The following is a 23,635-nucleotide window of genomic DNA, read 5'->3' as shown; positions in this document are numbered from 1 at the left end:
GACGGAACCCCCGCGACCCGGAAGGGGCGCGGGGGTTCCGTCGTGTGCCGACGTCGGATCAGCGGCGCAGCTTCAGCCAGACGACCCCGAGCGGCGGCAGCTGGACGTCGGCGGCCGCGGGGCGACCGGCCCAGGGCTCGTCGGTGGCGGTGACTCCGCCGAAGTTGCCCACGCCCGAACCGCCGTAGACCTCGGCGTCGGTGTTGAGGATCTCGTCCCAGCGACCGGCCTCGGGCAGACCGAAGCGCATGTGCACCGGTTCACCCGAGAAGTTCGCCAGGACGGCGATCGACTCGCCCGAGCCGGACTTGCGCATGAAGGCCACGACGCTGTGCTGCGCCGCACCGCCGTCGATCCACTCGAAGCCGTCGGTGTCGAAGTCGTGCGCCCAGAGAGCGGGCTCGTGGCGGTAGACCTCGTTGAGGCGGGCCACCAGGCCGTGGAGCCCCTGGTGGGCGGGCTGATCGAGGATCCACCAGTCGAGCCCTCGTTCTTCGCTCCATTCGCCGGGCTGACCGAACTCGCTGCCCATGAAGAGCAGTTGCTTGCCGGGGTGGCCCCACATGTAGGCGAGGTACGCCCGCACGTTGGCGAGCTTCTGCCACTCGTCGCCGGGCATCTTGTTGAGCAGGGACCCCTTGCCGTGCACGACTTCGTCGTGGCTGATCGGCAGCATGAAGTTCTCGCTGAACGCGTAGACGAACGAGAACGTGATCTCGCCGTGGTGGTGCGAGCGGTAGAGCGGGTCCTCGGCGACGTAGCCGAGGGTGTCGTGCATCCAGCCCATGTTCCACTTGAGGCCGAAGCCCAGGCCGCCCTCGCTGGTCGGGCGGGTGACGCCGGGCCAGCTCGTGCTCTCTTCGGCGATCATGACGATGCCGGGGTGGCGCTTGTACGCCGTCGCGTTCGCCTCTTGCAAGAAGCTGATCGCCTCGAGGTTCTCGCGCCCGCCGAACTCGTTCGGCAGCCACTCGCCCTCGTTGCGGCTGTAGTCGAGGTAGAGCATCGAGGCGACGGCGTCGACGCGCAGCCCGTCGATGTGGAACTCCTCGAGCCAGTAGAGCGCGTTCGAGACGAGGAAGTTGCGCACCTGCGAGTCGCCGAAGTTGAAGACCAGCGTGCCCCAGTCGGGCTGCTCGCCGCGGCGGGGGTCGGAGTGCTCGTAGACGGCGCGACCGTCGAACTTCGCGAGGGCCCACTCGTCCTTCGGGAAGTGCCCGGGCACCCAGTCCATGATGACGCCGATCCCGGCCTGGTGCAGGCGGTCGATCAGGTAACGCAGGTCGTCCGGGCTGCCGAAGCGGCTGGTCACGGCGTAGTAACCGGTGACCTGGTAGCCCCAGGAGCCGCCGAAGGGGTGCTCGGCGAGCGGCATGAACTCGACGTGGGTGAACCCGAGCTCGCCGACGTACTCGATGAGCTGGTCGGCGAGTTCGCGGTAGTTCAGGCCCGGCCGCCAGGAGCCGACGTGCAGCTCGTACACGCTCATCGGTCCGGAGTGGACGTCGTTCTCGGCCCGGGCGGTCATCCAGGCGTCGTCGGCCCAGGCGTGGGCGGCCTTCGTGACGACGGACCCGGTGAGCGGCGGCACCTCGGAGGTGCGCGCCATGGGGTCGGCGCGCTCGACCCAGACGTCGTCGGGCGTGAGCACCTCGTACTTGTAGATGCCGTCCGTGACGCCGGGCACGAAGAGCTCCCAGACGCCGTTGCCGTCGAGGCGGCGCATCGCGTGCCGCTCGCCGTCCCAGCCGTTGAGGTCGCCCTTGACGCGGACGGCGCGGGCGTGCGGCGCCCAGACGGCGAAGGAGGTGCCGGTCACGCCCTCGTGCTCGCGGACGTGGCTGCCGAGCATCTTCCAGAGCTGCTCGTGGCGCCCCTCTCCGAAGAGGTAGAGGTCGAACTCGGTGACGGTGGGGGTGAAGCGGTAGGGGTCGTCCGAGACCCACGCCGCGCCTCCTTCGTAGGTCGCCTCGACGGTGTAGGCGCCCACGGGCTCGTTCGTGACGCCCTGCCAGAGGCCGTGGGCCACGTGCTCGAGGGCGAAGGACGACCCGGAGGCGCCGGTCACGGTGACGGTGTCGGCCAGCGGTCGGACGACGCGGACGGCGGTGCGACCGCCGCGGGGGTGGGCACCCAGGACGGCGTGCGGGTGGCCGTGGGTGCCGTTGGCGGCCGAGAAGACCTCGTCGTCGCCCAGGGCGAAGGAGGTGTCGGGCTCGGTCGGGGGAGTGGTGGTCATCGGGTCGCTCCTACGGGGCTCGGTTGAGGTCGACGGAGAGGACGTGCACCGGTTCGACGAAGGCGTCCAGTCGGACGTAGTTGTCGTCGCCCCAGGTCCACGACTGACCGGTGATCAGGTCGCGGACGGTGTAGGTGCCACCGGGCTGCAGGCCGAACTTCGTGACGTCGAGGTGGACGGTCGTCTCGCGCGCCGAGTGCGGGTCGACGTTGGCGACGACGATGATGCCGTCGGCGCGTCCGCTGCGGGTGTGCGCACGGGACAGGTACTTCGAGAACACGAGGATCGACTCGTCGTCGCTCGAGTGGATCTCGAGGTTGCGCAGCTGGCGCAGGGCCGGGTGGGAGGCGCGGATGCGGTTGAGCTGCGTCAGGTACGGCGCAAGGGATGCCCCCGCCTCTTCGGCGGCGGCCCAGTCGCGGGGCTTGTACTCGTACTTCTCGTTGTCGATGTTCTCTTCGCTGCCCGGGCGGGCGACGTCCTCGAAGAGCTCGTAGCCCGAGTAGACGCCCCAGGTCGGCGAGGCCGTCGCGGCGATCGCGGCACGGATCTTGTAGGCCGCGGGACCGCCGAACTGCAGGTAGGGGGTCAGGATGTCGTGCGTGTTGACGAAGAAGTTCGGGCGCAGCCAGGCGCTCGTCTCCTTCGACAGCTCGTCGAGGTACTCCTCGAGCTCCCACTTCTCGTTGCGCCAGGTGAAGTACGTGTAGGACTGGTGGAACCCCACCTGCGCCAACGCCTGCATCATGGCCGGCTTCGTGAACGCCTCGGAGAGGAAGACGACCTCGGGGTTCGTCTGCCGGATCTCGTGCAGCAGCCACTCCCAGAAGCGCACGGGCTTCGTGTGCGGGTTGTCGACCCGGAAGATCGTGACGCCGAGTTCGATCCAGTGACGGACGATGCGCAGCACCTCGCGGCTGACGCCCTCGTAGTCGTTGTCGAAGTTCAGGGGGTAGATGTCCTGGTACTTCTTCGGCGGGTTCTCGGCGTAGGCGATCGTCCCGTCGGGCAGGGTCGTGAACCACTCGGGGTGCTCGGTGACCCAGGGGTGGTCGGGCGAGCACTGCAGGGCCAGGTCGAGCGCGAGTTCGAGACCGGCGTTCTTCGCCGCGTCGACGAACCAGCGGAAGTCGGCGACCGTGCCGAGGTCGGGGTGCACCGCGTCGTGCCCGCCGTCGGGCGAACCGATCGCGTAGGGCGACCCAGGATCGTTCGGCCCCGCGGTCAACGTGTTGTTCGGGCCCTTGCGGAAGGTCGTCCCGATCGGGTGCACGGGCGGGATGTACACGACATCGAAGCCCATGCGGGCGATCGAGGGCAGGCGGCGGGCCGCGGTGCGGAACGTGCCGCTCTTCCAGGTGCCGTCGGCCTGCTTGCGGGCGCCCTCGCTGCGGGGGAAGAACTCGTACCAGCTGCCGAGGCCGGCGCGGCTGCGTTCGACGCGGAGCGCCTCGGGGGCGCTGCGCGTGACGAGGCTCGCGAGCGGCGTCACCAGGAGGACCGCGGCGAGGCGCGGATCGGTGGCGACGCGGAGTCGCGAGGCGGGGGAGAGGGCGGGGTTCGCGAGGGCCTTGGCCGCGTCGCGGATCAGGGTCGTGTCGGGGTGGTTCTCGACGGCCTCGGTCAGCAGTCGACTGCCGAGGGCGAACGTGACCTCGACGTCGAGACCGGCCGGCACCTTGATCTCGGCCGCGTGCAGCCACGTGGCCCAGTCGTCGGTGTAGGCCTCGACCTGCCAGGACCAGTCGCCCTCGACCTCGAGCTGCACCTGGGCCGTCCATCGGTCGGTGCCGGGGATGCCGGCGACCATCCGGTGCCGGGTCTCGGCGCCCTCGGGGTCGATCGTGACGAGGTCGGCCCCGATCAGGTCGTGACCCTCGCGGAAGACGGTCGCCCCGAAGGTGACCACCTCGCCGGAGAAGGCCTTCGTCGGGAACACTCGGTCGGGGGTCGTCGGGGTGAGGCCCGTGATGGGGATCCGCCCGACTCTGGGTTCGTATGCTGTCGCCACGTTGTCGACCGTACCCGGTCTGGCCCGCCCGGTCCCGGCCCGGGGCCCCGCAGGGCCGACGGTCGTGGATCGGGGTGCGGTAGAGGCGTTTCGGGGTACAAAAACGTGTCCGCCCTGTCGCCGACAGACACTCCGGTCCGTTTTGTCACCCCAACTGGGTGCATGCATCGGCATGAATCCCCTGTCGGCACTTTGGGGGACCGCGTAATGTCGATCCTGTCGTCGCGGCCTGCCCGCCCGAAGAACCCGAACTCCTCGAGAGCCCGGCGCCCGACGACACCGATCGGCCGCCCGACCCGGAGCCGACAGCCCCTGCAGCGCCGTGCGCCACCCCGAAGTCGACCCGACCGACGGCGCACGGCGGTGCTCGAGCGCGCCACGGCGCGCGGAACAGGACCGACATGAACAAGCTCGTCACGGGTGCCGTCGCCGGTGCCGCCGGCATCGCCCTCCTCCTCGGCGGCGCCGGGACCTTCGCCCTCTGGAACGCCAGCACCGAGGTCAACGCCGCCAGCGTCGCCTCGGGCACGCTCTCGCTCACCCAGTCGTCGGCGGGCAGCTGGACCGACGTGACGAACGGTCGCAGCACGGCCCTCACGGCCGCCCAGGTCGCCGCCTACAAGATCGTCCCGGGCACCAAGCTGCAGTTCACGCAGCCGATCACGATCGCCGCCTCGGGCAACGACCTGCGCGCCGACCTGACCTACGACGCGGCCTCGGTCACGGGCAGCCTCAAGCCGTACGTGACCAACACGATGGCCCTCTCGACGGCCGCCGGCGGCACGACCCTGCCCTCGGGCGTGACCGCGGGCAGCACGGCCGGCAGCTACGTCGTGGCTCCCGTCTCCGCGGGCAGCACCTCGGCCGTCGTGACCTTCGTCGTCGAGCTGCCCTCGACGGTGTCCGACGCCGCCAGCCAGGGCGGCACGCTCGACCTGAGCAAGCTGACCTTCACGCTGAAGCAGCGCGCCATCGCGTAGCGGGTGTCGGCGGCCCGACGGCCACCGCACCCCGTCACCCACCGGCGACCGGACCGCACCCGACGCGGTCCGGTCGCCCCCTTCCGTCCGTCCGTCCCGCCCAGGGACCCACGGGCCGCCGCATCGCACGATCGACCACCAGGGGGTGAGACGTTGACCGGACCGTCCCGCGGACGCGCGCGTCACCGCTCGGTCGAGCGCGCCTCGTCGTCCCGCCGTGCGCTGCGCTCCCTGTGGGCGGCGACCGCCGTCGTGGCCGGCGCGGTCACCGTCGCCCTCGTGGCGACCGGGGGGACCTACGCGCTGTGGAACTCCTCCGTCAAGCCGACGGCCGTCACGGTCGGGTCGGGGACGGCGGGCCTCTCGGTCGGCGCCGTCAAGGCCCTCGACACGTCCGCGCTCGGCCCCGGCGGCGCGACCGCGGGGACGTTCACCGCGACCAACACGGGGTCGGTCGACCTGGCCATGCGGGTGTCGGCCGGGACCACCACGGCGTCCGCGTCCGCCCTGCCCGGCGAGCTGACCGTCAGGCTCGCCGCCGTGGCGAGGGCCGCGGACTGCGTCGTCGGCGTCGGCGGCTACTCGGCCCGGCCCGCCGCGTTCGACACGGGGAGCGGGTACTTCACGTTGCCGGCCGGAGTCACCGTCACCGGCTGCGTCGTCGTGACACTCGACTCGGACGTCCCGGCGACCCTGCAGAACCAGACCTCGTCGATCGGGCTCGTCCTGACCGGGACGCAGGTGGCCCCGTGAGCGGGCGCCGCACCGTGACCGGGCGCCGCACCGTGACCGGGCGCCGCACCGTGAGCGGGCGCCGGCCCCGGACGACCACGCGATCGACGTTGGCCGCCGTCGTCGTGGGCGTGATCGTCGGCGTGGTCCTGGCCTCGGGAGGCGCGGCGTCCGCCCTCTGGACGGCGTCCGCCACCGTCACCGAACAGGTCAGGACCGGCGCCTTCGGCCTCACGGCCGGCACCCTCGACGCCCTGCAGGCCGACTACGCCGGATCGACCAGGTCGCTCACGGCGCCCTGGACGTTCACGAACTCGGGGACGGTCGCGGCGTCCTACTCGACGAGCGGCAGCCTGAGCTCGGGCAGCTCCGCCGCCCTCGCCGCGACGATCGCCGTCGTCGCGTGGCCGGTGACCGCCGCGTCCGCCTGCACGTCGACGACCGCCGTCGGCCCGGGCAGCGTCAGCGGCACCTGGTCCGCCGTGCCGAACCTCACCGGGACGTTGGCGAGCAAGGCCGCCGCGACCTGGTGCCTCCGCACCTCGATCGCGACGTCCTCTCCCACCGGGCGCGTGAACCCGGTCCTCACGGTGTCGCTCGCCTCCGGGTCGTGGGCCGCCACGCCGCAGGACCGCCGGATCGTCCAGAACAACACGATCGTCCCCCCGCAGACGGCGGTCTGCCGCACCGACGGCGAGGCCTACGCCTGGCTCGACTTCGACCCGTCGACCCGGGCGACCGCGACCCGGTACGCGACCTTCGTCGGCGGCACCCGGATCTCGAACGACGAGCGGACCGGCGACTACCCGCACTTCGCGTTCACCCGCGACAACCTGCCCAGGGACCCCTTCGGCGACGGCCCGATCCACGTCGACATCCGCGTGATGGTCGACGGGCAGCCGACCGACCTCATGGCCGTCGGCACGGTCACGGTGGTCTACGACCAGTACGGCACGAGGAACATCCAGTGCGGGTGACCGGCGGTCGGGCGGTCGCGGTCGTCGTCGCCGTCGCGGCGGTCGTCCTGGGCCCCGGCGTCGTCTCGGCCGCGGCTCCCGCCACGGCCTCGACCGCGCCTCGCCTCATGGTGAGCGACGACGGCCGACACTGGCAGGGTCGCCTCGACTCCGCTCTCTTCGGCGACGGGCTGCGGCTCGTCCCCGGGGCAGGCACGACGGGCACCTTCTTCGTCAAGAACCTCTCGAGCGAGCCCGCCGTGCTCAGCGCCCGCCTCGTCGACGTCACGACCTCGTCGCCCGCGTTCGCCGAGGCGGTCACGGTCCGTTCGCACTCCGACCTCGACGTCGGCGACCTGCCGCCCGTCACCCTGTCCGGAGACGGGTGCACCCCCGTGCTCGCGCCGGTCCGCCTCGCCGCCGGGCAGGAGGCCCCGGTCACCGTCTCGGTCGACCTCGACGCCTCCGCCGCCGCGGGCACCGGTGACCAGACCCTGGACTTCGCCGTGCTCGTCACGCTCACGGGGCTGGCCGGGTCGGCCGTGCCGGCGGGCTGCGCGTCGGCCGGGACCGCCGGCGCGGCGGACCCCGCCGAGACGAGCACAGGAGGCGCGGGAGGCGACCGTGCCTCGAGCGCGACGATCGAGGCGGTGGCGACCCGCGCTTCCTCGGCCGGTGCGGCCGACGAGACGGCGCCCTCCGTCGGCGACGGCGCCTCGGGCGGGGCCGCCGACGGGTCGGGCGCGGACACCGAGCTGCCCGTCCACTCCCTGGACGTGCTCGACGACTTCGTGCCGGAGCCCTTGCGGGGCAGCTGGCTGCCGCTGCTGATCGCGGCGATCGCGGTGCTGTCGGGCGCGTTCGTGGCGGTCGGGCGCCGTCGCCCGGACGAGGTCGACCCCTCGGGGGAGCAGCCGTGAGTGGCCGCCGCGCCGCCGTGAGCGGCCGCCGCGCCGCTGTGCGCGAAAAGGGGCTGCTGCACGCTCTCGGCCTCGGCCTCAGTGCGGGGCTGTTCGTGCTCGTGCTCGGCCTCGCGACCGTGTTGGTCGTCGTGCCGAAGGTCGCGGGGGCGACGCCCCTGACCGTGTTGACCAGTTCGATGGAGCCGCGGCTGCCCCCGGGCACGCTGATCGTGGTGAAGCCGACCCCGACCGACGAGATCCGGATCGGTGACGTCGTGACCTACCAGATCGAGAGCGGCCGCCCCGAGGTGATCAGCCACCGGGTGACCGAGATCGTGTCGTCGTCGGACGGCGGCACGGCGTTCGTCACCCAGGGCGACAACAACTCCGAACCCGACGAGGCGCTCGTGCTGCCCGAACAGGTCCGCGGCACGCTGTGGTACTCGGTGCCGTGGCTCGGCTTCGTCAACCAGGTCGTGAACGGCGACGCCCGGTCGTGGATCGTGCCGCTGCTGGCGATCGCGCTGCTCGGCTACGCGGGCTACTCGCTGGCCGCCGGCCTCGTGGAGGCGCAGCGACGGCGGGCGGGGACGCGGAAGGCCCGCCCGGCCCCGCGCTGAGCGGGGGCCGGACGGGCCCGGGGGAGGCGTCTACTTCGTGAAGCCGACGACCGTCCAGTCCACGTCGCTGGCACCGGCGCGGGCGCCGAAGTTCGCGAGCTTGGGGCTCTGGAACGAGATGTACGGCGCCTGGATGATCGGCATCGAGTGCCCGATCTCCCAGATCTTCTCGTCGGCCTGGTTGTACAGGTCGGCGGCCTTCTCGGGATCGCCCTCGGCGACGGCCTGGCTGAGCAGGTCGTCGATCTCGGGGCTCGAGACGCGACCGTAGTTCTGGCCCTGCTCGTCCGAGTTGTAGATGCTGACGCCGGACGCCTGGTAGCCGGTACCGGCCCAGACGAAGATCGTCATGTCGTAGTTGCCCGGGGTGACGTTGTCCTCGAAGAACGAGTCGACGCTGACGGCGTTGATCGTCAGCTTGATGCCGACCGCGGCGAGCTGGCTCTGCATGACCTCGGACAGCTGCTGCGAGATGGGCGTGCCGGACGGGATCGTCACGGCGATCTCGAGCTGCTTCCCGTCCTTCTCGAGCACGTCTCCGTTCAGCTCCCACCCGTCGTCGGCCAGGATCTTCTTCGCCTCGTCGACGTCGTAGTTTCCGGTCTCCTTCGCGTTGTCCTGGTAGGCGCCGTCGGTGCTGAGGAACAGGTGGTTGTTCAGCGTGGTCAGCTCGTAGGGCAGGGTGCCCGTGATGACCTTGCCGAGCGCCTCGCGGTCGACCGCGTGCTGGATCGCCTGACGGATCTTCTCGTCGGCGAGCACGCCCTTCGTGCTGAAGTCGACGTGCGTGTAGCGAGCCGACGGTGCCGCCCGGATGTCGGTGTCCTTCGCGTCCTTCAGGCGGTCGTAGCGCTCCGACGAGTTGCCCGTGACGAAGTCGATCTCACCGTTCAGGTAGGCGTCGACGTCGGCGTCGCTGTCGAGGGCGCGGAAGACCACCGAGTCCAGCTTCGGCGCGTCGCCCCACCAGGTCTCGTTGGGCACGATCGTGACCGTCTGGGCGGTCGTGTCGATCTTCTCGACCTTGTAGGGGCCGCCTGAGACGGGCAGGGTGTCGACGTAGGCCGTGTTGAAGGCGTTCGGGTCGTTGTAGAGGCTTGCCGGGTAGAGCGGCGCGAACATGCTCTTCCAGTCTGAGAACGGCTCGGCGTAGGTCACGACGACCTGCTTGTCGCTCGAGCCCGCCTCGACGGAGGCCATGCGGTCGGGGCCGAGGGTGCTGCCGACGAGGTACTCGGGGTTCGAGCCGTCGAGTGCGGTCTTCCAGGCCTGGAAGTCGGCGACCGTGATCGGGGTGCCGTCGTTCCACACCGCGTCGGGGTTGATGTCGTAGGTCACGACCAGCGGGTCCTCGCTGGTGGCCTCGGCACTCGTGACGAGGTTCTCGTCGATCTGCGCGACGCCCTTCTCGTCGATGCGGAACGGCTGGGGCAGCACGGCGCTCTCGATCAGCGAGGCGTCGGCCAGGGCGCCGTCGAGCTGGCCGTAGTTCCACTGCGAGGGCAGTTGGCTGAGCGGCAGGGTCAGCGTCCCGCCCTGCTCGACGTCGGCCGCCGCCGTGGCGTTGATGTCGCCGTCGGGGGACAACTGGCCGTTCTTCGCGGCTCCGTCGCCGTCGTTGCCGCCGCCACCGCTGCACGCCGTGACGACGAGAGCGATGCTGACGAGGCCGGCCGCGAGGCCGAGCTTCTTCGTGATCTTCATGGCACTCCGAACTGAAGGGTGGTGAAAAGTGCTGATCAGACGGGATGCTGCATCGTCGCCGACTCGTGTGGGCACGCGTCGCGACACCTCCCGAGAGCTGACCGCGTGTGCCCAAATGTACGGACGCCTTGAATCCACGCAAACTTTCATGTGAATTTGTTACACGCTCGAAACCTGGCCAGCTGGTCGGGCCGCGGGGTACGTCTAGTGTGATCTGCCATGGCTCGATTCCTCGCCCGCCGGCTGGTGTACTACGTCGCCCTGGTCTTCATCGCGACGTCGCTCACCTACTTCCTCGCCTCGGCGACCCTCAACCCGCGCTCCGTCTACGCCGACCGCAACCCGCGTCCGTCCACCGAGATCGTCGACGCGAAGCTCAGCTCGATCGGGGTCAACGACAAGGACCCTCTCGGCGAGCGCTATGTGCACTGGGTCGGCGGCGCCCTCACGGGCGACCTCGGGCAGACCATCCAGGACAAGCCGGTGGCGCAGGAGTTCGGGCCGAGGCTGGGCGTCAGCCTGCGCCTCCTGCTGGTGGGATCGATCCTCGGCATCGTGCTGGCCGTCGTGGTCGGCACCTGGAACGCCATCCGGCAGTACGCGTTCTCGGACCGCGTGTCGTCGGTGCTGTCGTTCGTCCTGATCTCGACGCCGGTGTTCCTCACGGCGGTGCTGCTCAAGATCGGGGCGACGAAGCTCAACGACGTCCTGGGGTACCAGCTGATCACCTTCACGGGCGAGGCGACGCCCAACCTGACCGGCGGGCTCGGCACGATCGCCTGGGACCGCATCGCCCACCTGCTGCTGCCCACCATCTCGATCGGCGTCGGCCTGATCGCCGTCTACAGCCGGTACCAACGGGCGACGATGCTCGACGTGCTGCAGGCCGACTACATCCGCACCGCCCGGGCCAAGGGCCTGCGACGTCGGCCGGCGATCTTCAAGCACGGGCTGCGCACCGCGCTCATCCCGATGACGACGCTGTTCGCCTTCGCGTTCCTCGGGGTGCTGACCGGTGCGACCTTCACCGAGAAGATCTTCGCCTGGAACGGCCTCGGCGCCTGGTTCATCGACGCCGTCCAGGCCAACGACATCAACGTCGTCGTCACCTACACCCTCTACAGCGCCGTCGTCGTGCTGCTCGCCGGCTTCGTGTCGGACGTGCTCAACGCGGTGCTCGACCCGCGCGTCCGAGCGCAGAAGTAGGGCCGCCCCATGACCCGGTTCACACCCGACCTGCTCGAGGGGCCGTCCGACGCCGTCGTGCCCGAGTCGCGAGAAGAGGTCGCCGCCACGTCGACGAACCGCTTCGCGCTGACCTTCCGTCGCCTGTTCGCCAACCGCGGGGCCACCGTCGGGCTCGTGACGATCGTGCTGCTCTTCGTCTTCGCCTTCGTCGGCCCGCTCGTCTCGCCGTACGCCTACAACTACATCGACTACACGGCCCTGTCGTCGCCGCCGACCGGGGCGCACTGGTTCGGCACGAACAACATCGGCCAGGACGTCTTCGCACAGACCGCGCGCGGCCTGCAGAAGTCGCTGCTGATCGGCCTGCTGGTCGCCCTGTTCTCGACGGTGATCGCGGGCATGCTCGGCGCGATGGCCGGCTACTTCGGCGGCTGGATCGACCGGGCCGTGATGGTCTTCGTCGACCTGCTGCTCGTGCTGCCGTCGTTCCTGATCATCGCGATCCTGTCGCCGCGCCTCAAGCAGTACGGCTGGTTGATCCTGGTGGCCCTGCTCGCCCTGTTCGGCTGGATGATCACGGCCCGCGTGGTGCGCTCGCTCACCCTCAGCATCAAGGAGCGCGAGTTCATCCGGGCCGCCCGGTACATGGGCATCGGCCACTTCACCATCATCGTGCGGCACATCCTGCCGAACGTGGCCTCGTTCCTCGTGATCGACGCCACCATCGCCATCGGGGCAGCGGTGCTCACCGAGTCCGGGCTGTCGTACTTCGGCTTCGGCGTGCAGCCGCCCGACGTCTCGCTCGGCACGCTGATCGCCCAGAACCAGAGCGCGGCGACCACCAAGCCGTGGCTGTTCTTCTTCGCGGCCGGTGCGCTGATCGTCTTCGCCCTCGCCAGCAACCTGCTGGGTGACGGGCTGCGGGACGCGCTCGACCCGACCTCGACGGCCGGGCGCACCGGTCGTCGCCGTCCCACCCGCGGGCGGACGGCCGAGAGCCGAGGAGGCGCGGTGCCGCTCGGACGCACCGGCGGCGTCTCCGAGGCCGCGAACCCCGCCCCCGGGGCCGACGTCGGCTCACCGGCGCCGACCCGTACGAACGACGAGAAGGGGGAGCGCGCATGACGCTCACCGAACCGGTCGACCGCACCCGCGCCTCCTCGGCTCCGGTGCTCGAGGTGCACGACCTCACCGTGACCTTCCCGACCCCGGACGGCGACGTGCGCGCCGTCCGCGGCGTCGACCTGACGCTGCGCCGCGGCGAGGTGCTCGGCATCGTGGGCGAGTCGGGCTCGGGCAAGTCGGTCACGAGCCTGGCCGTGCTCGGCCTGCTGCCCGCCACGGCCAAGGTGACGGGGTCGATCACGCTCGACGGCGAAGAACTGCTCGGCCGCGGCGACAAGGCGATGTCGGCGATCCGCGGCAAACGGATCGCGATGGTCTTCCAGGACCCGCTCTCGGCGTTCACCCCGGTGTACACGGTCGGTCAGCAGATCGCCGAGACGGTCCTGATCCACCGCGGCGGCACGAAGAAGCAGGCTCGTGAGCGGGCGATCGAGTTGCTGGGGCTCGTGGGCATCCCCGAGCCGGAGCGACGCGTCGACTCGTTCCCGCACGAGTTCTCGGGTGGCATGCGGCAGCGCGCGATGATCGCCATGGCGATCGCCAACGACCCCGACGTCATCCTCGCCGACGAGCCGACCACGGCCCTCGACGTGACGATCCAGGCCCAGGTCATCTCGGTGCTGCGCACGGCGCAGCGCGAGACCGGGGCCGCGCTGCTGTTCGTCAGCCACGACCTCGGCGTCATCGCCGGGTTCGCCGACCGCATCGCCGTGATGTACGCCGGCCGCGTCGTCGAGACGGCGACGGCCGACGACCTCTTCGCCCACCCGCGCATGCCCTACACCGTGGGTCTCATCGGCGCGCTGCCGCGCCTCGACCAGCGGTCGGACCAGCCGCTCGTGCCGATCCCCGGCACGCCGCCGTCGCTGTTGTCGCTGGCGCCGGGCTGCCCGTTCGCGGCGCGGTGCCCCCTGGCGACGGCCGAGTGCCGGGTCGACGAGCCCGCGCTCGAGCAGGCTCCGGCGGTCGAGGCGGGTCACCGCGCGGCCTGCCTGCACGCCGACCAGCTGGTGGGGGAGGGCACCGACCCCGAGGACGTCTACGACCTGCCGCCCGTGGAGACCTCGGGCCTCGCTGCCGTCCCGCGGGCGGAGCGGGACCGGGTGCTGCACGTCGACGGGCTCGTCAAGACGTTCCCGCTCACCAAGGGGTCGGTCTTCAAGCGACGCGTGGGCAGCGTCTGGGCGGTCGACGGGGTCGACCTCGACGTGCGCGAGGGCGAGACCCTCGGCCTGGTCGGCGAGTCAGGCTCGGGCAAGAGCACGACGCTGCACGAGATCATGGACCTCCGGGTGCCCGAGGCCGGCACCATCGAGCTGCTCGGCACGGCCCTCGACCGAAAGCTCGACGGGTCGACGGTGAAGAGGCTGCGCGGTGCCGTGTCCATGGTCTTCCAGGACCCGATGGCCAGCCTCGACCCGAGGCAGCCGGTCAGCGACATCATCGCCGAGCCGTTGCTCGCGATCGGTCGGCCCCGCGACGAGGTGTCGCGTCGGGTGCCCGAGCTGATGCGCCTCGTCGGGCTCGAGCCCGCCGCCGCGACGCGCTACCCCCACGAGTTCTCGGGTGGCCAGCGGCAGCGCATCTCGATCGCGCGGGCGCTCGCCGCCGATCCGAAGCTCATCGTGCTCGACGAGCCGGTGTCGGCGCTGGACGTGTCGATCCAGGCCGGCGTGCTGAACCTGCTGGCCGAGCTCAAGGCGAAGCTCGACCTGTCGTACCTCTTCGTGTCGCACGACCTCTCGGTCATCCGTCACGTGGCCGACCGCGTCACGGTGATGTACCTCGGCCGCACCGTCGAGACGGGACCGGTCGACGAGGTGTTCGAGCACCCGCTGCACCCGTACACGCAGGCACTGCTGTCGGCCGTGCCGGTGCCCGACCCCGTCAAGGAGCGGGCACGCGAGCACATCGTGCTGCCGGGTGACCCGCCCACGCCGACCGTCAAGCAGACCGGCTGCCGGTTCCGCAGCCGCTGCCCGCTCTACGCGATGCTGCCCGAGGCCCAGCGGTCGCGCTGCGAGGACGAGGTCCCCGCGATGCTGCCGCACGGACGCGACGGTGCCGACCACACGGCGGCGTGCCACTTCGCCCGCGAGAAGCAGCTGGTCTGAGGCTCGGACGCTAGCCGACGAGCGCGGAGGCCGCGGTGACGACCGCCACGTTCACGGCGACCGTGCCCCAGAAGGCGAGCTGGAACGACCGCTTGCTCGTCTTGTGCCGCAGCAGTTGTTGCGCGGCGAGGGCCCCGGGCCAGCCCCCGAGCAGGCCGAGCAGCAGCAGGACGCGTTCGGGCACGCGGCGACGTCCTCGACGGGCGGCGGACTTGTCGACCGCGTAGACCGCCGCCGTCACCAGGCCGAGGGCGACGGCCGTGGCGACGAGCCAGGGGAGTGCCCCGTCGATCCGGGCGGACGGCCCGGTGGAGGGGACGACGCCCACCACGACCGCGACGGCCACGACGAGCAGCAGCCCGATGACCAGGGCGACCCGGCCGGCCCGTGTCGGGCGCGGGGCTCGTCCCCGGGGCGCCGTCCAGGTCGATCCGACGGCGGACACCCGCACGGCGGCCGGCCCCCGGTCGCCGTGGCGGTCGACCTCGTACGAGTAGGCGTCACCGACCCGGGGTCGGGCCGTGCCGCGGCTGAACGCCGTGATGTGGACGAACGCCCGGCCGCGTCCCGAGGCCGGGGTGAGGAACCCGAAGCCGCGGTCGTCGTCCCACGAGGTGAGCGTGCCCTCGACCCGGGCCGGGCTGCCGGTCATGCGCCCGACCCTATCCCGCGTCGCCCGTGCCGCATTCGGCCATCCCGCCACGAGGTCGACATCCCGCCACGTTTTCGCGTGGCGGATTGTTTACTTCGTGGCGGCGTGGCGGCGTGGCCGCAAATCCGAGGAGGCGCGGCGCGGGTCAGTCGCGACGGATCGCCGCGTAGGAGCCGCCGGTGGCGCGCACGAGGTCGTCGGGTGCGATCTCGATGTCGAACCCGCGCCTCCCGCCGCTGACGAAGACCGAGGCGAAGGAGGCGGCGCTCGCGTCGACCACGGTCGTCGCGGCGGTCCGCTGTCCGAGGGGGCTGATGCCGCCCACGACGTAGCCCGTGCGGCGTTCGACCAGGGCGGGGTCGGCCAGCGAGGCCTTCTTGGCCCCGACGGCGGCCGCGAGCGCCTTGAGGTCGAGGCGACCCGAGACGGGGACGACGCCCACCACGAGGGTGCCCTCGGCGTCGACCACGAGGGTCTTGAAGACGCGTTCCGCCGAGAGGCCGAGCTCGGCGGCGGCCTCCTCGCCGAAGTTCGTCGCCGTGTCGTGGTGTTCGTAGGTGTGGGCCGTGAAGGGGATGCCGGCCGTGGTGAGCGCGACGGTGGCCGGCGTGGCGGGGCCGCGCGCCCCTCCGGACGCCTTGCTGGTCACGAGGCCACCTCGGTCGTCGTGGCGCGGAACACCACCACGGTCGGCCCCGAGACGAGCAGGTCGTCACCGGGGGCCGTCGCCTGCGGCAGGCTGCGGTCGTCGCTCGACCACAGGGCCTCGTACGCCGTCACCCCGTGGTGTCGGGGGAGCGTCACCGAGACGGCGGCCTCGGCCCCGTGCACCACGACGAGGACCGTGTTGGGCGCCTCGTGCTCGGGCGTCGAGGTCGCGAGGTACTGCATTGTGCGGACGGCGGGGTCGTTCCACTCCTCGGGACGCATCTCGTCGCCCGAGGCCGAGTGCCACGACATCTCGTTGGCGCTGAGCGTGCAGGCGCCGTCGAGGCCGAACCGCGACGGGCGCAAGGCGGGGTTCTCGGCTCGCAGCCGGGAGAGCGTGGCGACGTCGTCGCGCAGGTCCCGGTGCCAGGGTTCGTCGGACCAGTCGACCCAGGTGAGCTCGCTGTCGGTGCAGTAGGCGTTGTTGTTGCCGTGCTGGGTGCGGCCGCGTTCGTCGCCGGCGGTCAGCATGGGGATCCCGGCCGACACGAAGAGGGTGGCGAGCAGGTTGCGCATCGAGCGGCGGCGGGCGTCCGAGATCCAGGGGTTGACGCTGTCGCCCTCGACGCCGTGGTTGAACGAGCGGTTGTCGTCGGTGCCGTCGCGGTTGTCCTCGCCGTTGCTGAGGTTGTGCTTGCCGTCGTACGAGACGAGGTCGAGCAGGGTGAAGCCGTCGTGCGCCGTGACGAAGTTGACGCCCGACAGCGGACCGCGCTCGTGGGCATAGATGTTGCTCGACCCGCTGAGCTTCGACGCGAAGCTGCCGAGCCCGGACGGGGGTGCGCCCTGCGACCGGGCGGCGGCGATGTCGGTCAGCCAGAAGTCGCGGGCCCGGTTGCGGAACCGGTCGTTCCACTCGATCCAGCCGTCGGGGAAGGCGCCGGTCTGCCAGCCGCCCATGCCGACGTCCCACGGCTCGGCGATCATCTTGACGCCCTCGAGCGCCGGATCGTCCACGATCGCGCTCAGCAGCGGGTGGTCGGGGTCGAAGACGTGGTCCGCACCGCGTCCGAGCGTGGCGGCGAGGTCGAAGCGGAAGCCGTCGATCTGCACCTCGTCGGCCCAGTACCGCAGGGAGTCGAGGACGAGCCGCGAGGCGGCCGGCGTGCTCGTGTCGAGCGAGTTGCCGCACCCCGTCACGTCGACGGGTCGACCCTCGGCGTCGTGTCGGTAGTAGCCGGAGCCGTCGAGACCGCGCAGGCTCGTGACCGGGCCGCCGACCTCGCCCTCTTCGGCCGTGTGGTTGTAGACCACGTCGAGGTAGACCTCGATGCCGGCCTCGTGCAGCAGGCGCACCATGCCCTTGAACTCGCGGAGGATCGCCGAGGCGCCGGCGAGCTGCGCGTCGCGGCTGGCGTAGGCGGCGTGCGGGGCGAAGTAGCCGAGGGTGTTGTAGCCCCAGTAGTTCTCGATGCCCTGCGCGACGAGGCGCTGCTCGTCGACGTGCTGGTGCACGGGCAACAGCTGCACCGCCGTCACGCCGAGGCCGGTCAGGTAGGCGATGGTCGACTCGGCGGCGAGGCCGGCGTAGCTGCCGCGCAGCTCTTCGGGCACGAAGGGGGCCAGGCGGGTGAGGCCGCGGACGTGCGCCTCGTAGACCACCACCCGGTCGAGCGGCGTGCGGGGCTTGGACACCCCACCCCAGTCGAACGACTCGTCGACGACGGCCGACTGCCACGTGCCGCGTCCGGTGCGACCGAGCCCGCGCGCGTAGGGGTCGAGCAGCTCGAGCGAGGGGTCGAAGGCGTTGCCGCCCCCGGCGGGGCCGTCCGCCCGCAACCAGTACCGCCGCCCGGGGGTGAGGGCGCCGTCGGTGGCGCTCCACACGTCGTGTTCGTCGCGGACCATCGGGACGACACGGTCGTGCGGGGCGTCGTCGATCACGACGTCGACCCGGGACGCCGACGCGGACCAGACGCGCAGCGTCGGCCCGTCGGGGCCGGAACGGATGCCGAGATCGCGCAGGGGGTCGGGGTCGGTCACGCGTTTACAGTAGAGGAGGCGCGTGTCGGCCCCGAAATGATCGAGCGTCACCGCCCCACCCAGCCTGAGGACCCGAACATGAGCGTCTACCTCGACCACGCGGCCACCACGCCGATGCACCCGGCGGCGATCGCCGCCTACGCCGAGGCGCTCGGCACGGTCGGCAACCCGTCGTCCATCCACTCGGCCGGCCAGAACGCCAAGCGCGTCCTCGAAGAGGCCCGCGAGCGCGTGGCCGCGACCCTCGGCTGCGACCCGATCGAGATCGTCTTCACCTCGGGCGGCACCGAGGCGGTCAACCTCGCGATCAAGGGACTGTGGTGGGCGAGGCAGTCCGACCGACCGCGGCCGCGCCTCCTCGTCCCCGCCGGCGAGCACCACGCCACCGTCGACACCGTCGAGTGGCTCGAACGGTACGAGGGCGCCGTCGTCACCTGGCTGCCGCTCGACGAGCAGGGCCGGCTGCGCGTCGACGCCCTCGCCGCGGCCCTCGACGAGCACGACGACGTCGCCCTGGTCAGCCTGCTCTGGGCCAACAACGAGGTCGGCACGATGCAGCCCGTCGACGAGGTCGTGGCGCTCGCCGCCGCCCACGGGGTGCCGGTGCACTCGGACGCCGTCGCGGCCTACGGGCAGGTGCCGATCGACTTCGCGGCCTCCGGGCTCGCGGCGCTCAGCGTCAGCGCCCACAAGATCGGCGGGCCCATCGGCATCGGAGCGCTCGTGCTGTCGCGGTCGGCGACCGTCGTCCCCCTGATCCACGGGGGCGGACAGCAGCGACAGGTGCGCTCGGGAACGCAGGACGCCCCGGCCGCGGTCGCCTTCGCCGTGGCGGCCGAGCAGCCGCACGGGGCCTACGAGCCGCTGCGGGACCGGCTGATCGCCGGGGTGCTGGCGTCGGTGCCCGGGGCCGTGCTGCGGGGCGACCCCGTCGACCGGCTGCCCGGCAACGCCCACTTCACCTTCGACGGGTGCGAGGGCGACTCGTTGCTGTTCCTGCTCGACGCCGCCGGGGTCAGCGTCTCGACCGGATCGGCCTGCCAGGCGGGCATCCCCGAACCGTCGCACGTGCTGCTCGGCATGGGCCTGCCGGCGGACGCGGCCCGCGGTGCGCTCCGCATGACGATCGGCCACACGAGCACCGAGGCCGACGTCGACGCGCTGCTCGCGGCGCTCCCGACCGCCGTCGCGCGCGCCACGACGGCCGGTTACGCCGACCGCGCCCCGGTGCTCGGCGCCCGCTGATCCGGCCGCCGGGCAGGGCACCCCGGCCACGACCCCCGAACGGGTGGGTTGTCGCCCCCGCGCGGGGGTGGTGTACTCGACCCCAACACACGTGAGCACGCCTCACCGGCCGGGCCCCACCACCCCGCGCCGCCGCCGCATCCCGGCCCGCCGCCCGCTCACCACGGGCGTCCATCGCACCACCCCGAGCGCCGCCCCCACCAGGCGACGCGGATCAGGAGCACCACCATGTCGCAGCACCGCTCTGCCTCCGACACCCCTCACGGCGAGGTCCCGCGCGACGACGTCGCGACGCACGACCGGTCGGCGCCGAGACCTCGTCGCCTCCGCAAGGTCGCGGCGCTCGCCGCAGGCGGTGCGCTGGTCGTCGGCGGACTCGGCTACACCGTCGCGGCCTGGACCGACAGCGAGTGGGTCTACGCCGGGGACGGCACGGGCGGCCCCGGCATCGGCACCGGCACGTTCGAGGTGCAGCAGAGCGTCACCTCGCCCTACACGGCGAGCTTCTCCGACTACGAGACCGCACCGGGTCGCGGCACGGTCTTCACGCCGGGCGCGCAGACCCTGAGCCCGGGCGAGAGCGTCTACTCGGGCGTGGCCCTGCGGACGACGGCCACGACGAGCGTCCCCGCCGACGTGCAGGTCCGGGCCGCGGTGCCCGCCACCGGCGTGACCGTGGCCGATGCCGGGGGAGCGCTCTTCAGCGCCCTGACCGTCCGCGTCGCGACCGTCGAGGTCACGGCCGGGGGTGCCGCGCCGACCTGCACCGCCGCCGCGTTCACCGCGCCGACGACCATCGCCACGGGTTCGCTCTCGACGACGGGCGCCACGGCCACCCAACGACTCGCCGCCGCGTCCGGCACCACGCAGTTCTACTGCTTCGAGGTGACCCTGCCGGCGAGTGCCGCCACGTCGGCGAGCTCGACGCTCCAGGGCCGTACCGCCGCCCCGGCGTGGGAGTTCGCCTCGACCAGCGTCGAGTGACGGGCCGACCGGTGGTCGACACCGTGACCCGGCCCCGGGCGGAACGTCGGGGCCCCGAGGTCGAGCCGCGCCGGGCGGATCGCCGTGAGCGCCGTCGCCGACGCCCCCGCCGCCGACCGGTCGACGTCGTCAGCACGCTCCTGCTGTCGGTGGTCGGCCTCGTCGGCGCGGTCTGCCTCCTCTGGCTCGCCGTCTCGACGGTCCTCGGCCTCTCGCTCGTGGTCGTCCTGACCGGCTCGATGAGTCCCACCGTGCCCGCGGGCGGCGCCGTCGTCACCCGGGCGATCGCGGCGGCCGACGTGCGGCCCGGCGACGTGGTCACGGTGCCCCGATCCGGCTTCGACGTCCCCGTGACCCACCGGGTGGTCTCGACCACCGCCGTGCCCGGCGACGCCGCCGCTCGCTCCCTCGTGCTGCGGGGCGACGCCAACGACTCGGACGACCGCGACCCCTACGTCGTGCGCGACGCCCGGATCGTCGTCGCCTCGGCCCCGGGCCTCGGCTTCGTCTTGACGACGATGTCGACCCCGCCGGCCCGCGGGCTCGCGGTCGCCGTCGTCGGTGCCGCCGTCGTGCTGGCCTTCTGGCCGACGCGACGCGGCGCCGTCCGCCGAGGGTGAGGACGACCGTGGACGGGGAGTCGAGTGGCGGCGCGCCCGGCGGGCCGAGCGGCGAGCACCACGGCCGCGGTGCGCACCGCGGACCCACGACCCGCGGGCACCGCGCCGCGACGACGCTCCTGGCCGTCGTGGGGACGGCCGCGTTCGTGCTCGGCGGGGCCCTCACCGTCCAGGCCGGCACCGCCCGTGCCCTCGAACCCGTGCCCGAGACCGGCCTCGACGGCCACCTCGTGCTGGCCGACGAACTGACCGGCACCGAGGACATCGCGCCCGCGGCCCCGGGCCGCTGGCAGATCGCGACCGACGTCACGACCGGCGACCGGGTGGCACTCGGCCTCGAGCTCGTCAGCTCGGGGTCGCTCGTCGACGACGAGGCCGGATTCACGCTGGGGGTCGAGACCTGCGACGTCGAGTGGCAGCGGGTCGAGACGACGCCGCTCTGCGCGACCGGGGCACGGACCGTGACCGCCCCGACCCGCGCCTCCGCGTTCGTCGACGGCAGTCCCTCGTGGCCGGTGCGCTCGGTCGGGGGCTCGGGCCGGGTCTTCGTGCTCGTCAGCCTCGGTCTCGCCGGTGGGCGCGGCGACGACGCCTCGTCCATGGGCCGGAGCGCCCGGGTCGGCGTCGGCATCACGGCGACGGCGCTGGACCCCGTCGCGACCCTCCCAGCCGAGCCCGAGCCCGAGCCCGAGCCCGAGCCGACCGTCACGACCGCCGTGCCCGGCGACCCGGCCGGTCCCGGCCCGGGCGGGGCGGACCCGGCGGCGCCCGGCACCGGCGGCACCGGCACCGGCCCCGGCGGCGTCGCCCCCGTCATCGACTCCGCCGGCGACGGGCGCCCCGTCGACGTGACCCTCAGCGGCGTGGACGCCCCGCGGGCGCTCGCCTTCACCGGCGGCCTCTCGTCCGGCCCGGCCATCGCGGGTGCCGGTGCCCTGGTCGTCGGCCTCTCGCTGCACCTCCGCGGACGACGCCGGGCGGTGACGTCGTGACCGGCACGCACGGCCGCCGTCGCCGTCGCCCCACGGGTGTCGCCCGCCTCGTCGCGGCGCTCACCGCGCGACGGGCCGTCGTCGCCGTGGCGGCCGTCGTCGCCGTCGTGGGTGCCGTCATCGTGCCCCCGCCGCCCGTGACGACCGCCGCCTGGACCGACTCCGAGCGCACGTACGGGCTCGTCGGCACCACGAGGTTCACCTGCGGCACCGACACCGGGTACGCCGCCGCCGCGTCCAGCCGGTTCGTGCGCGGCAGCCTGGCCGGCACCGACCTCGACACCGTCGCGGCCGTGCGTGGGGCGGACCTGACGCGCACCCGCTCCGGCGTCGTCACCGCGGTGCCGGCGTCGCCCGCCCCGACCACGGACGCGGGAGGCACGACGACGTTCCGCAATCCCCTGTCGGCGAGCGCGGGGTCGGGTCTCGTCGGCCTCGACCTGACCGGGCTCGGCACGAACCTGCCGGCGGGGTCGGCCGGAGCCCTCAACCAGTTCACGCGGGTCGCCCCGACCGGCACGGCGGCCGCCGCCGCGGGTCTGGTGAGCGACTCGGGCGGGCTCGGCGTGACGCCGACGACCCCCGCCTCGTCACTGCCCGGTCCCGCCCGCATCGGCCTCACCTCGGTGCTGCCCGCCTCGACCGCCCTCGACCGGGCCGACCTGACCGTGGGCGCGGTGGCGTCCACGGCGACCCTCGACGGCTGCCGAGCGCTCGAGAGCCGCATCTGGGGCGACGGCAGCGTGACGGGGGTGACCCGCGACTACGGCATCGCCGGTCTCGCCCTCGAGCTGCACAGCCCGGCGGTGGCGGGACTGTCGGGTCAGGTGTCGAGCACGGTCACGAGCCTGAACACGGCCGCCGCCGGCCTGACGGGCGTCAACGGCACGATCTCGAGGACCGTCCGGGACGGCGTGCTCGCCACCGTGAACGGCCTCACGAACCTGCTGAGCCTGGGCGGGGTCACGGGTTCGGTCACCCTCACCGGCCTGGCCCTGCAGTCGGCGGTGGACCCGGTGCTCGCGGGGTCGGTCACCAGCACGGACGGCACGGTCACCATCACCCCGTCGACCGGTGTGGTGTCGGTCGACCTGGCCACGCTGGTCGGCCAGCCCGGCGGGCTGAACGGGCTCGCCCCGAACACCGAACTCGTGCTGAGCGCGGCGGCGATGGCCTCGATCACGACCACGGTCGGGTCGATGCTCGACGGCCTGACCCAACGGGTCGTGGCGGCGCTGCAGTCCGCGGTGTCGGCGGCGCAGCTGTCGGTGGCGTTGACGGTGACGTTGCGGGCGACGGTGCTCGGCGTCCCCGTCGACGTGCTCGCCGTCGACGTCGCGATGGGGGGAACGCTCGGCCAGTTGCTCGCGTCCCCGTCCACCGCGACGGCGGTGGTCACCACGCGGGTGCTGAGCGGGGCGCTCTCCACCCTGCTCGGCAACGTGCTGAACCCGCTGCTCGCCGCGTTGACGGGCTCGGCCGGGTCGCTGCTCGCGTCGGTGGCCACGCTCGTCCGCTCCACGCTCGTCACCCCGGTCACCACCCTCGGCAGCACCCTCTCGACCACGCTCGCCCCGGTGCTCACGGCGCTCGGCACCCTGACCACGCGCCTGCCGTCCGTCCTGTCGCTGAGGGTGAACCTGCGCCCCGACCAGGCCGGCTACCCGGGCGGCGTCGTGACCGGCGTCCCGCCCGACAAGTGGACGACCGTCCCCTACCAGGTGGGGGCGTTGCGGGTGGCCCTGTCGGCCGGAGCGACGACGGTCACCTCGCTCGACCTCGCGACCTCGCGGGTGGGACCCGTCAGCACCGTGCCCCGGTAGTCGTCGTCTCCGACCCGAGGAGGCGCGGGTCGCGCCTCGCGGGCCGCCTCGCGTCAG

The 23,635-nt window shown here is 72.5% G+C and carries 19 protein-coding genes; 13 read left to right on the top strand and 6 right to left on the bottom strand.

Annotated features, from left to right (window positions below):
* Positions 1-58 precede the first annotated feature (58 nt).
* Positions 59-2,239 (bottom strand): 1,4-alpha-glucan branching protein GlgB, encoded by a 2,181-nt coding sequence (gene glgB, locus EDF21_RS03760; protein WP_123570336.1) that lies wholly within the window; start codon positions 2,237-2,239, stop codon positions 59-61.
* 10 nt (positions 2,240-2,249) lie between these two features.
* Positions 2,250-4,250 carry an alpha-1,4-glucan--maltose-1-phosphate maltosyltransferase gene (locus tag EDF21_RS03755; protein WP_233568349.1) on the bottom strand — a complete coding sequence of 667 codons (2,001 nt, stop codon included), beginning with the start codon at positions 4,248-4,250 and terminating at the stop codon, positions 2,250-2,252.
* Between the two features lie 401 nt (positions 4,251-4,651).
* Here EDF21_RS03755 and EDF21_RS03750 point away from each other — a divergent pair, with 401 nt between their 5' ends.
* The 5 genes from EDF21_RS03750 (at position 4,652) to EDF21_RS03730 (ending at position 8,440) form a co-directional block, all read left to right on the top strand.
* Positions 4,652-5,230 carry an alternate-type signal peptide domain-containing protein gene (locus EDF21_RS03750; protein ID WP_123570335.1) on the top strand — a complete coding sequence of 193 codons (579 nt, stop codon included), beginning with the start codon at positions 4,652-4,654 and terminating at the stop codon, positions 5,228-5,230.
* A gap of 153 nt (positions 5,231-5,383) precedes the next feature.
* Positions 5,384-5,983, top strand: a complete 600-nt coding sequence (locus EDF21_RS03745; RefSeq protein ID WP_158612848.1) for a TasA family protein — start codon at positions 5,384-5,386, stop codon at positions 5,981-5,983.
* Complete coding sequence (locus EDF21_RS03740) at positions 5,980-6,939, top strand: hypothetical protein (RefSeq protein ID WP_123570333.1); 960 nt, start codon at positions 5,980-5,982, stop codon at positions 6,937-6,939. Before EDF21_RS03745 ends, EDF21_RS03740 begins: the two co-directional genes overlap by 4 nt.
* Positions 6,930-7,838 (top strand): hypothetical protein, encoded by a 909-nt coding sequence (locus tag EDF21_RS03735; RefSeq protein ID WP_123570332.1) that lies wholly within the window; start codon positions 6,930-6,932, stop codon positions 7,836-7,838. Before EDF21_RS03740 ends, EDF21_RS03735 begins: the two co-directional genes overlap by 10 nt.
* The gene (locus EDF21_RS03730) at positions 7,835-8,440 is read left to right on the top strand and encodes a signal peptidase I (protein WP_233568348.1); all 606 of its coding nucleotides are present in this window, start codon (positions 7,835-7,837) and stop codon (positions 8,438-8,440) included. The genes EDF21_RS03735 and EDF21_RS03730 overlap by 4 nt, the downstream gene beginning before the upstream one ends.
* A 30-nt stretch (positions 8,441-8,470) precedes the next feature.
* Here the strand turns inward: EDF21_RS03730 and EDF21_RS03725 are convergent, their stop codons facing one another.
* A complete protein-coding gene (locus EDF21_RS03725) occupies positions 8,471-10,144 on the bottom strand; it encodes an ABC transporter family substrate-binding protein (RefSeq protein WP_158612847.1) in 1,674 nt (557 codons plus the stop codon).
* Between the two features lie 219 nt (positions 10,145-10,363).
* Between EDF21_RS03725 and EDF21_RS03720 the strand changes: the two genes are divergently transcribed.
* The 3 genes from EDF21_RS03720 to EDF21_RS03710 are packed head-to-tail and all read left to right on the top strand — an operon-like array spanning position 10,364 to position 14,571.
* Positions 10,364-11,350, top strand: coding sequence for an ABC transporter permease (locus tag EDF21_RS03720; protein WP_056046129.1), 987 nt, complete (start codon positions 10,364-10,366; stop codon positions 11,348-11,350).
* A 9-nt stretch (positions 11,351-11,359) separates the two neighbouring features.
* On the top strand, positions 11,360-12,457 hold the full coding sequence (locus EDF21_RS03715) for an ABC transporter permease (protein ID WP_123570330.1): 1,098 nt from the start codon (positions 11,360-11,362) through the stop codon (positions 12,455-12,457).
* Positions 12,454-14,571 carry an ABC transporter ATP-binding protein gene (locus EDF21_RS03710; RefSeq protein WP_123570329.1) on the top strand — a complete coding sequence of 706 codons (2,118 nt, stop codon included), beginning with the start codon at positions 12,454-12,456 and terminating at the stop codon, positions 14,569-14,571. Before EDF21_RS03715 ends, EDF21_RS03710 begins: the two co-directional genes overlap by 4 nt.
* Positions 14,572-14,581: 10 nt before the next feature.
* Here EDF21_RS03710 and EDF21_RS03705 read toward each other — a convergent pair whose 3' ends face one another.
* The 3 genes from EDF21_RS03705 to glgX form a co-directional block, all read right to left on the bottom strand.
* Positions 14,582-15,223, bottom strand: a complete 642-nt coding sequence (locus tag EDF21_RS03705; RefSeq protein ID WP_123570328.1) for a DUF1294 domain-containing protein — start codon at positions 15,221-15,223, stop codon at positions 14,582-14,584.
* Positions 15,224-15,368: 145 nt separating this feature from the next.
* Positions 15,369-15,872, bottom strand: a complete 504-nt coding sequence (ybaK, locus tag EDF21_RS03700) for a Cys-tRNA(Pro) deacylase (protein WP_056046122.1) — start codon at positions 15,870-15,872, stop codon at positions 15,369-15,371.
* Positions 15,869-17,914 (bottom strand): glycogen debranching protein GlgX, encoded by a 2,046-nt coding sequence (gene glgX / locus EDF21_RS03695; RefSeq protein ID WP_123570327.1) that lies wholly within the window; start codon positions 17,912-17,914, stop codon positions 15,869-15,871. The genes ybaK and glgX overlap by 4 nt, the downstream gene beginning before the upstream one ends.
* Before the next feature lie 78 nt (positions 17,915-17,992).
* Between glgX and EDF21_RS03690 the strand changes: the two genes are divergently transcribed.
* The 5 genes from EDF21_RS03690 (at position 17,993) to EDF21_RS03670 (ending at position 23,578) form a co-directional block, all read left to right on the top strand.
* A complete protein-coding gene (locus tag EDF21_RS03690) occupies positions 17,993-19,159 on the top strand; it encodes a cysteine desulfurase family protein (protein WP_056046118.1) in 1,167 nt (388 codons plus the stop codon).
* 228 nt (positions 19,160-19,387) lie between these two features.
* Positions 19,388-20,143, top strand: coding sequence for an acyl-CoA dehydrogenase (locus EDF21_RS03685; RefSeq protein WP_199736204.1), 756 nt, complete (start codon positions 19,388-19,390; stop codon positions 20,141-20,143).
* Positions 20,144-20,154: 11 nt separating this feature from the next.
* Positions 20,155-20,763 carry a signal peptidase I gene (locus EDF21_RS03680; RefSeq protein ID WP_148053623.1) on the top strand — a complete coding sequence of 203 codons (609 nt, stop codon included), beginning with the start codon at positions 20,155-20,157 and terminating at the stop codon, positions 20,761-20,763.
* Between the two features lie 8 nt (positions 20,764-20,771).
* Positions 20,772-21,755 (top strand): hypothetical protein, encoded by a 984-nt coding sequence (locus EDF21_RS03675; RefSeq protein WP_123570325.1) that lies wholly within the window; start codon positions 20,772-20,774, stop codon positions 21,753-21,755.
* On the top strand, positions 21,752-23,578 hold the full coding sequence (locus EDF21_RS03670; RefSeq protein WP_123570324.1) for a choice-of-anchor G family protein: 1,827 nt from the start codon (positions 21,752-21,754) through the stop codon (positions 23,576-23,578). Before EDF21_RS03675 ends, EDF21_RS03670 begins: the two co-directional genes overlap by 4 nt.
* Positions 23,579-23,635: the final 57 nt, after the last annotated feature.

The sequence above is a fragment of the Frigoribacterium sp. PhB118 genome, from assembly GCF_003751725.1.
Classification (GTDB): Bacteria; Actinomycetota; Actinomycetes; order Actinomycetales; family Microbacteriaceae; genus Frigoribacterium.
This window is presented reverse-complemented; position numbering and strand designations above follow the sequence as displayed.

Bases quoted from the DNA above. Each gene is read 5' to 3' on its own strand.
- EDF21_RS03725 (WP_158612847.1), bottom strand. From the start codon at position 10,144: ATGAAGATCACGAAGAAGCTCGGCCTCGCGGCCGGCCTCGTCAGCATC.
- EDF21_RS03750 (WP_123570335.1), top strand. From the start codon at position 4,652: ATGAACAAGCTCGTCACGGGTGCCGTCGCCGGTGCCGCCGGCATCGCC.
- EDF21_RS03690 (WP_056046118.1), top strand. From the start codon at position 17,993: ATGAGCGTCTACCTCGACCACGCGGCCACCACGCCGATGCACCCGGCG.
- EDF21_RS03720 (WP_056046129.1), top strand. From the start codon at position 10,364: ATGGCTCGATTCCTCGCCCGCCGGCTGGTGTACTACGTCGCCCTGGTC.
- EDF21_RS03705 (WP_123570328.1), bottom strand. From the start codon at position 15,223: ATGACCGGCAGCCCGGCCCGGGTCGAGGGCACGCTCACCTCGTGGGAC.
- glgB (WP_123570336.1), bottom strand. From the start codon at position 2,239: ATGACCACCACTCCCCCGACCGAGCCCGACACCTCCTTCGCCCTGGGC.
- EDF21_RS03715 (WP_123570330.1), top strand. From the start codon at position 11,360: ATGACCCGGTTCACACCCGACCTGCTCGAGGGGCCGTCCGACGCCGTC.
- EDF21_RS03685 (WP_199736204.1), top strand. From the start codon at position 19,388: ATGTCGCAGCACCGCTCTGCCTCCGACACCCCTCACGGCGAGGTCCCG.
- EDF21_RS03710 (WP_123570329.1), top strand. From the start codon at position 12,454: ATGACGCTCACCGAACCGGTCGACCGCACCCGCGCCTCCTCGGCTCCG.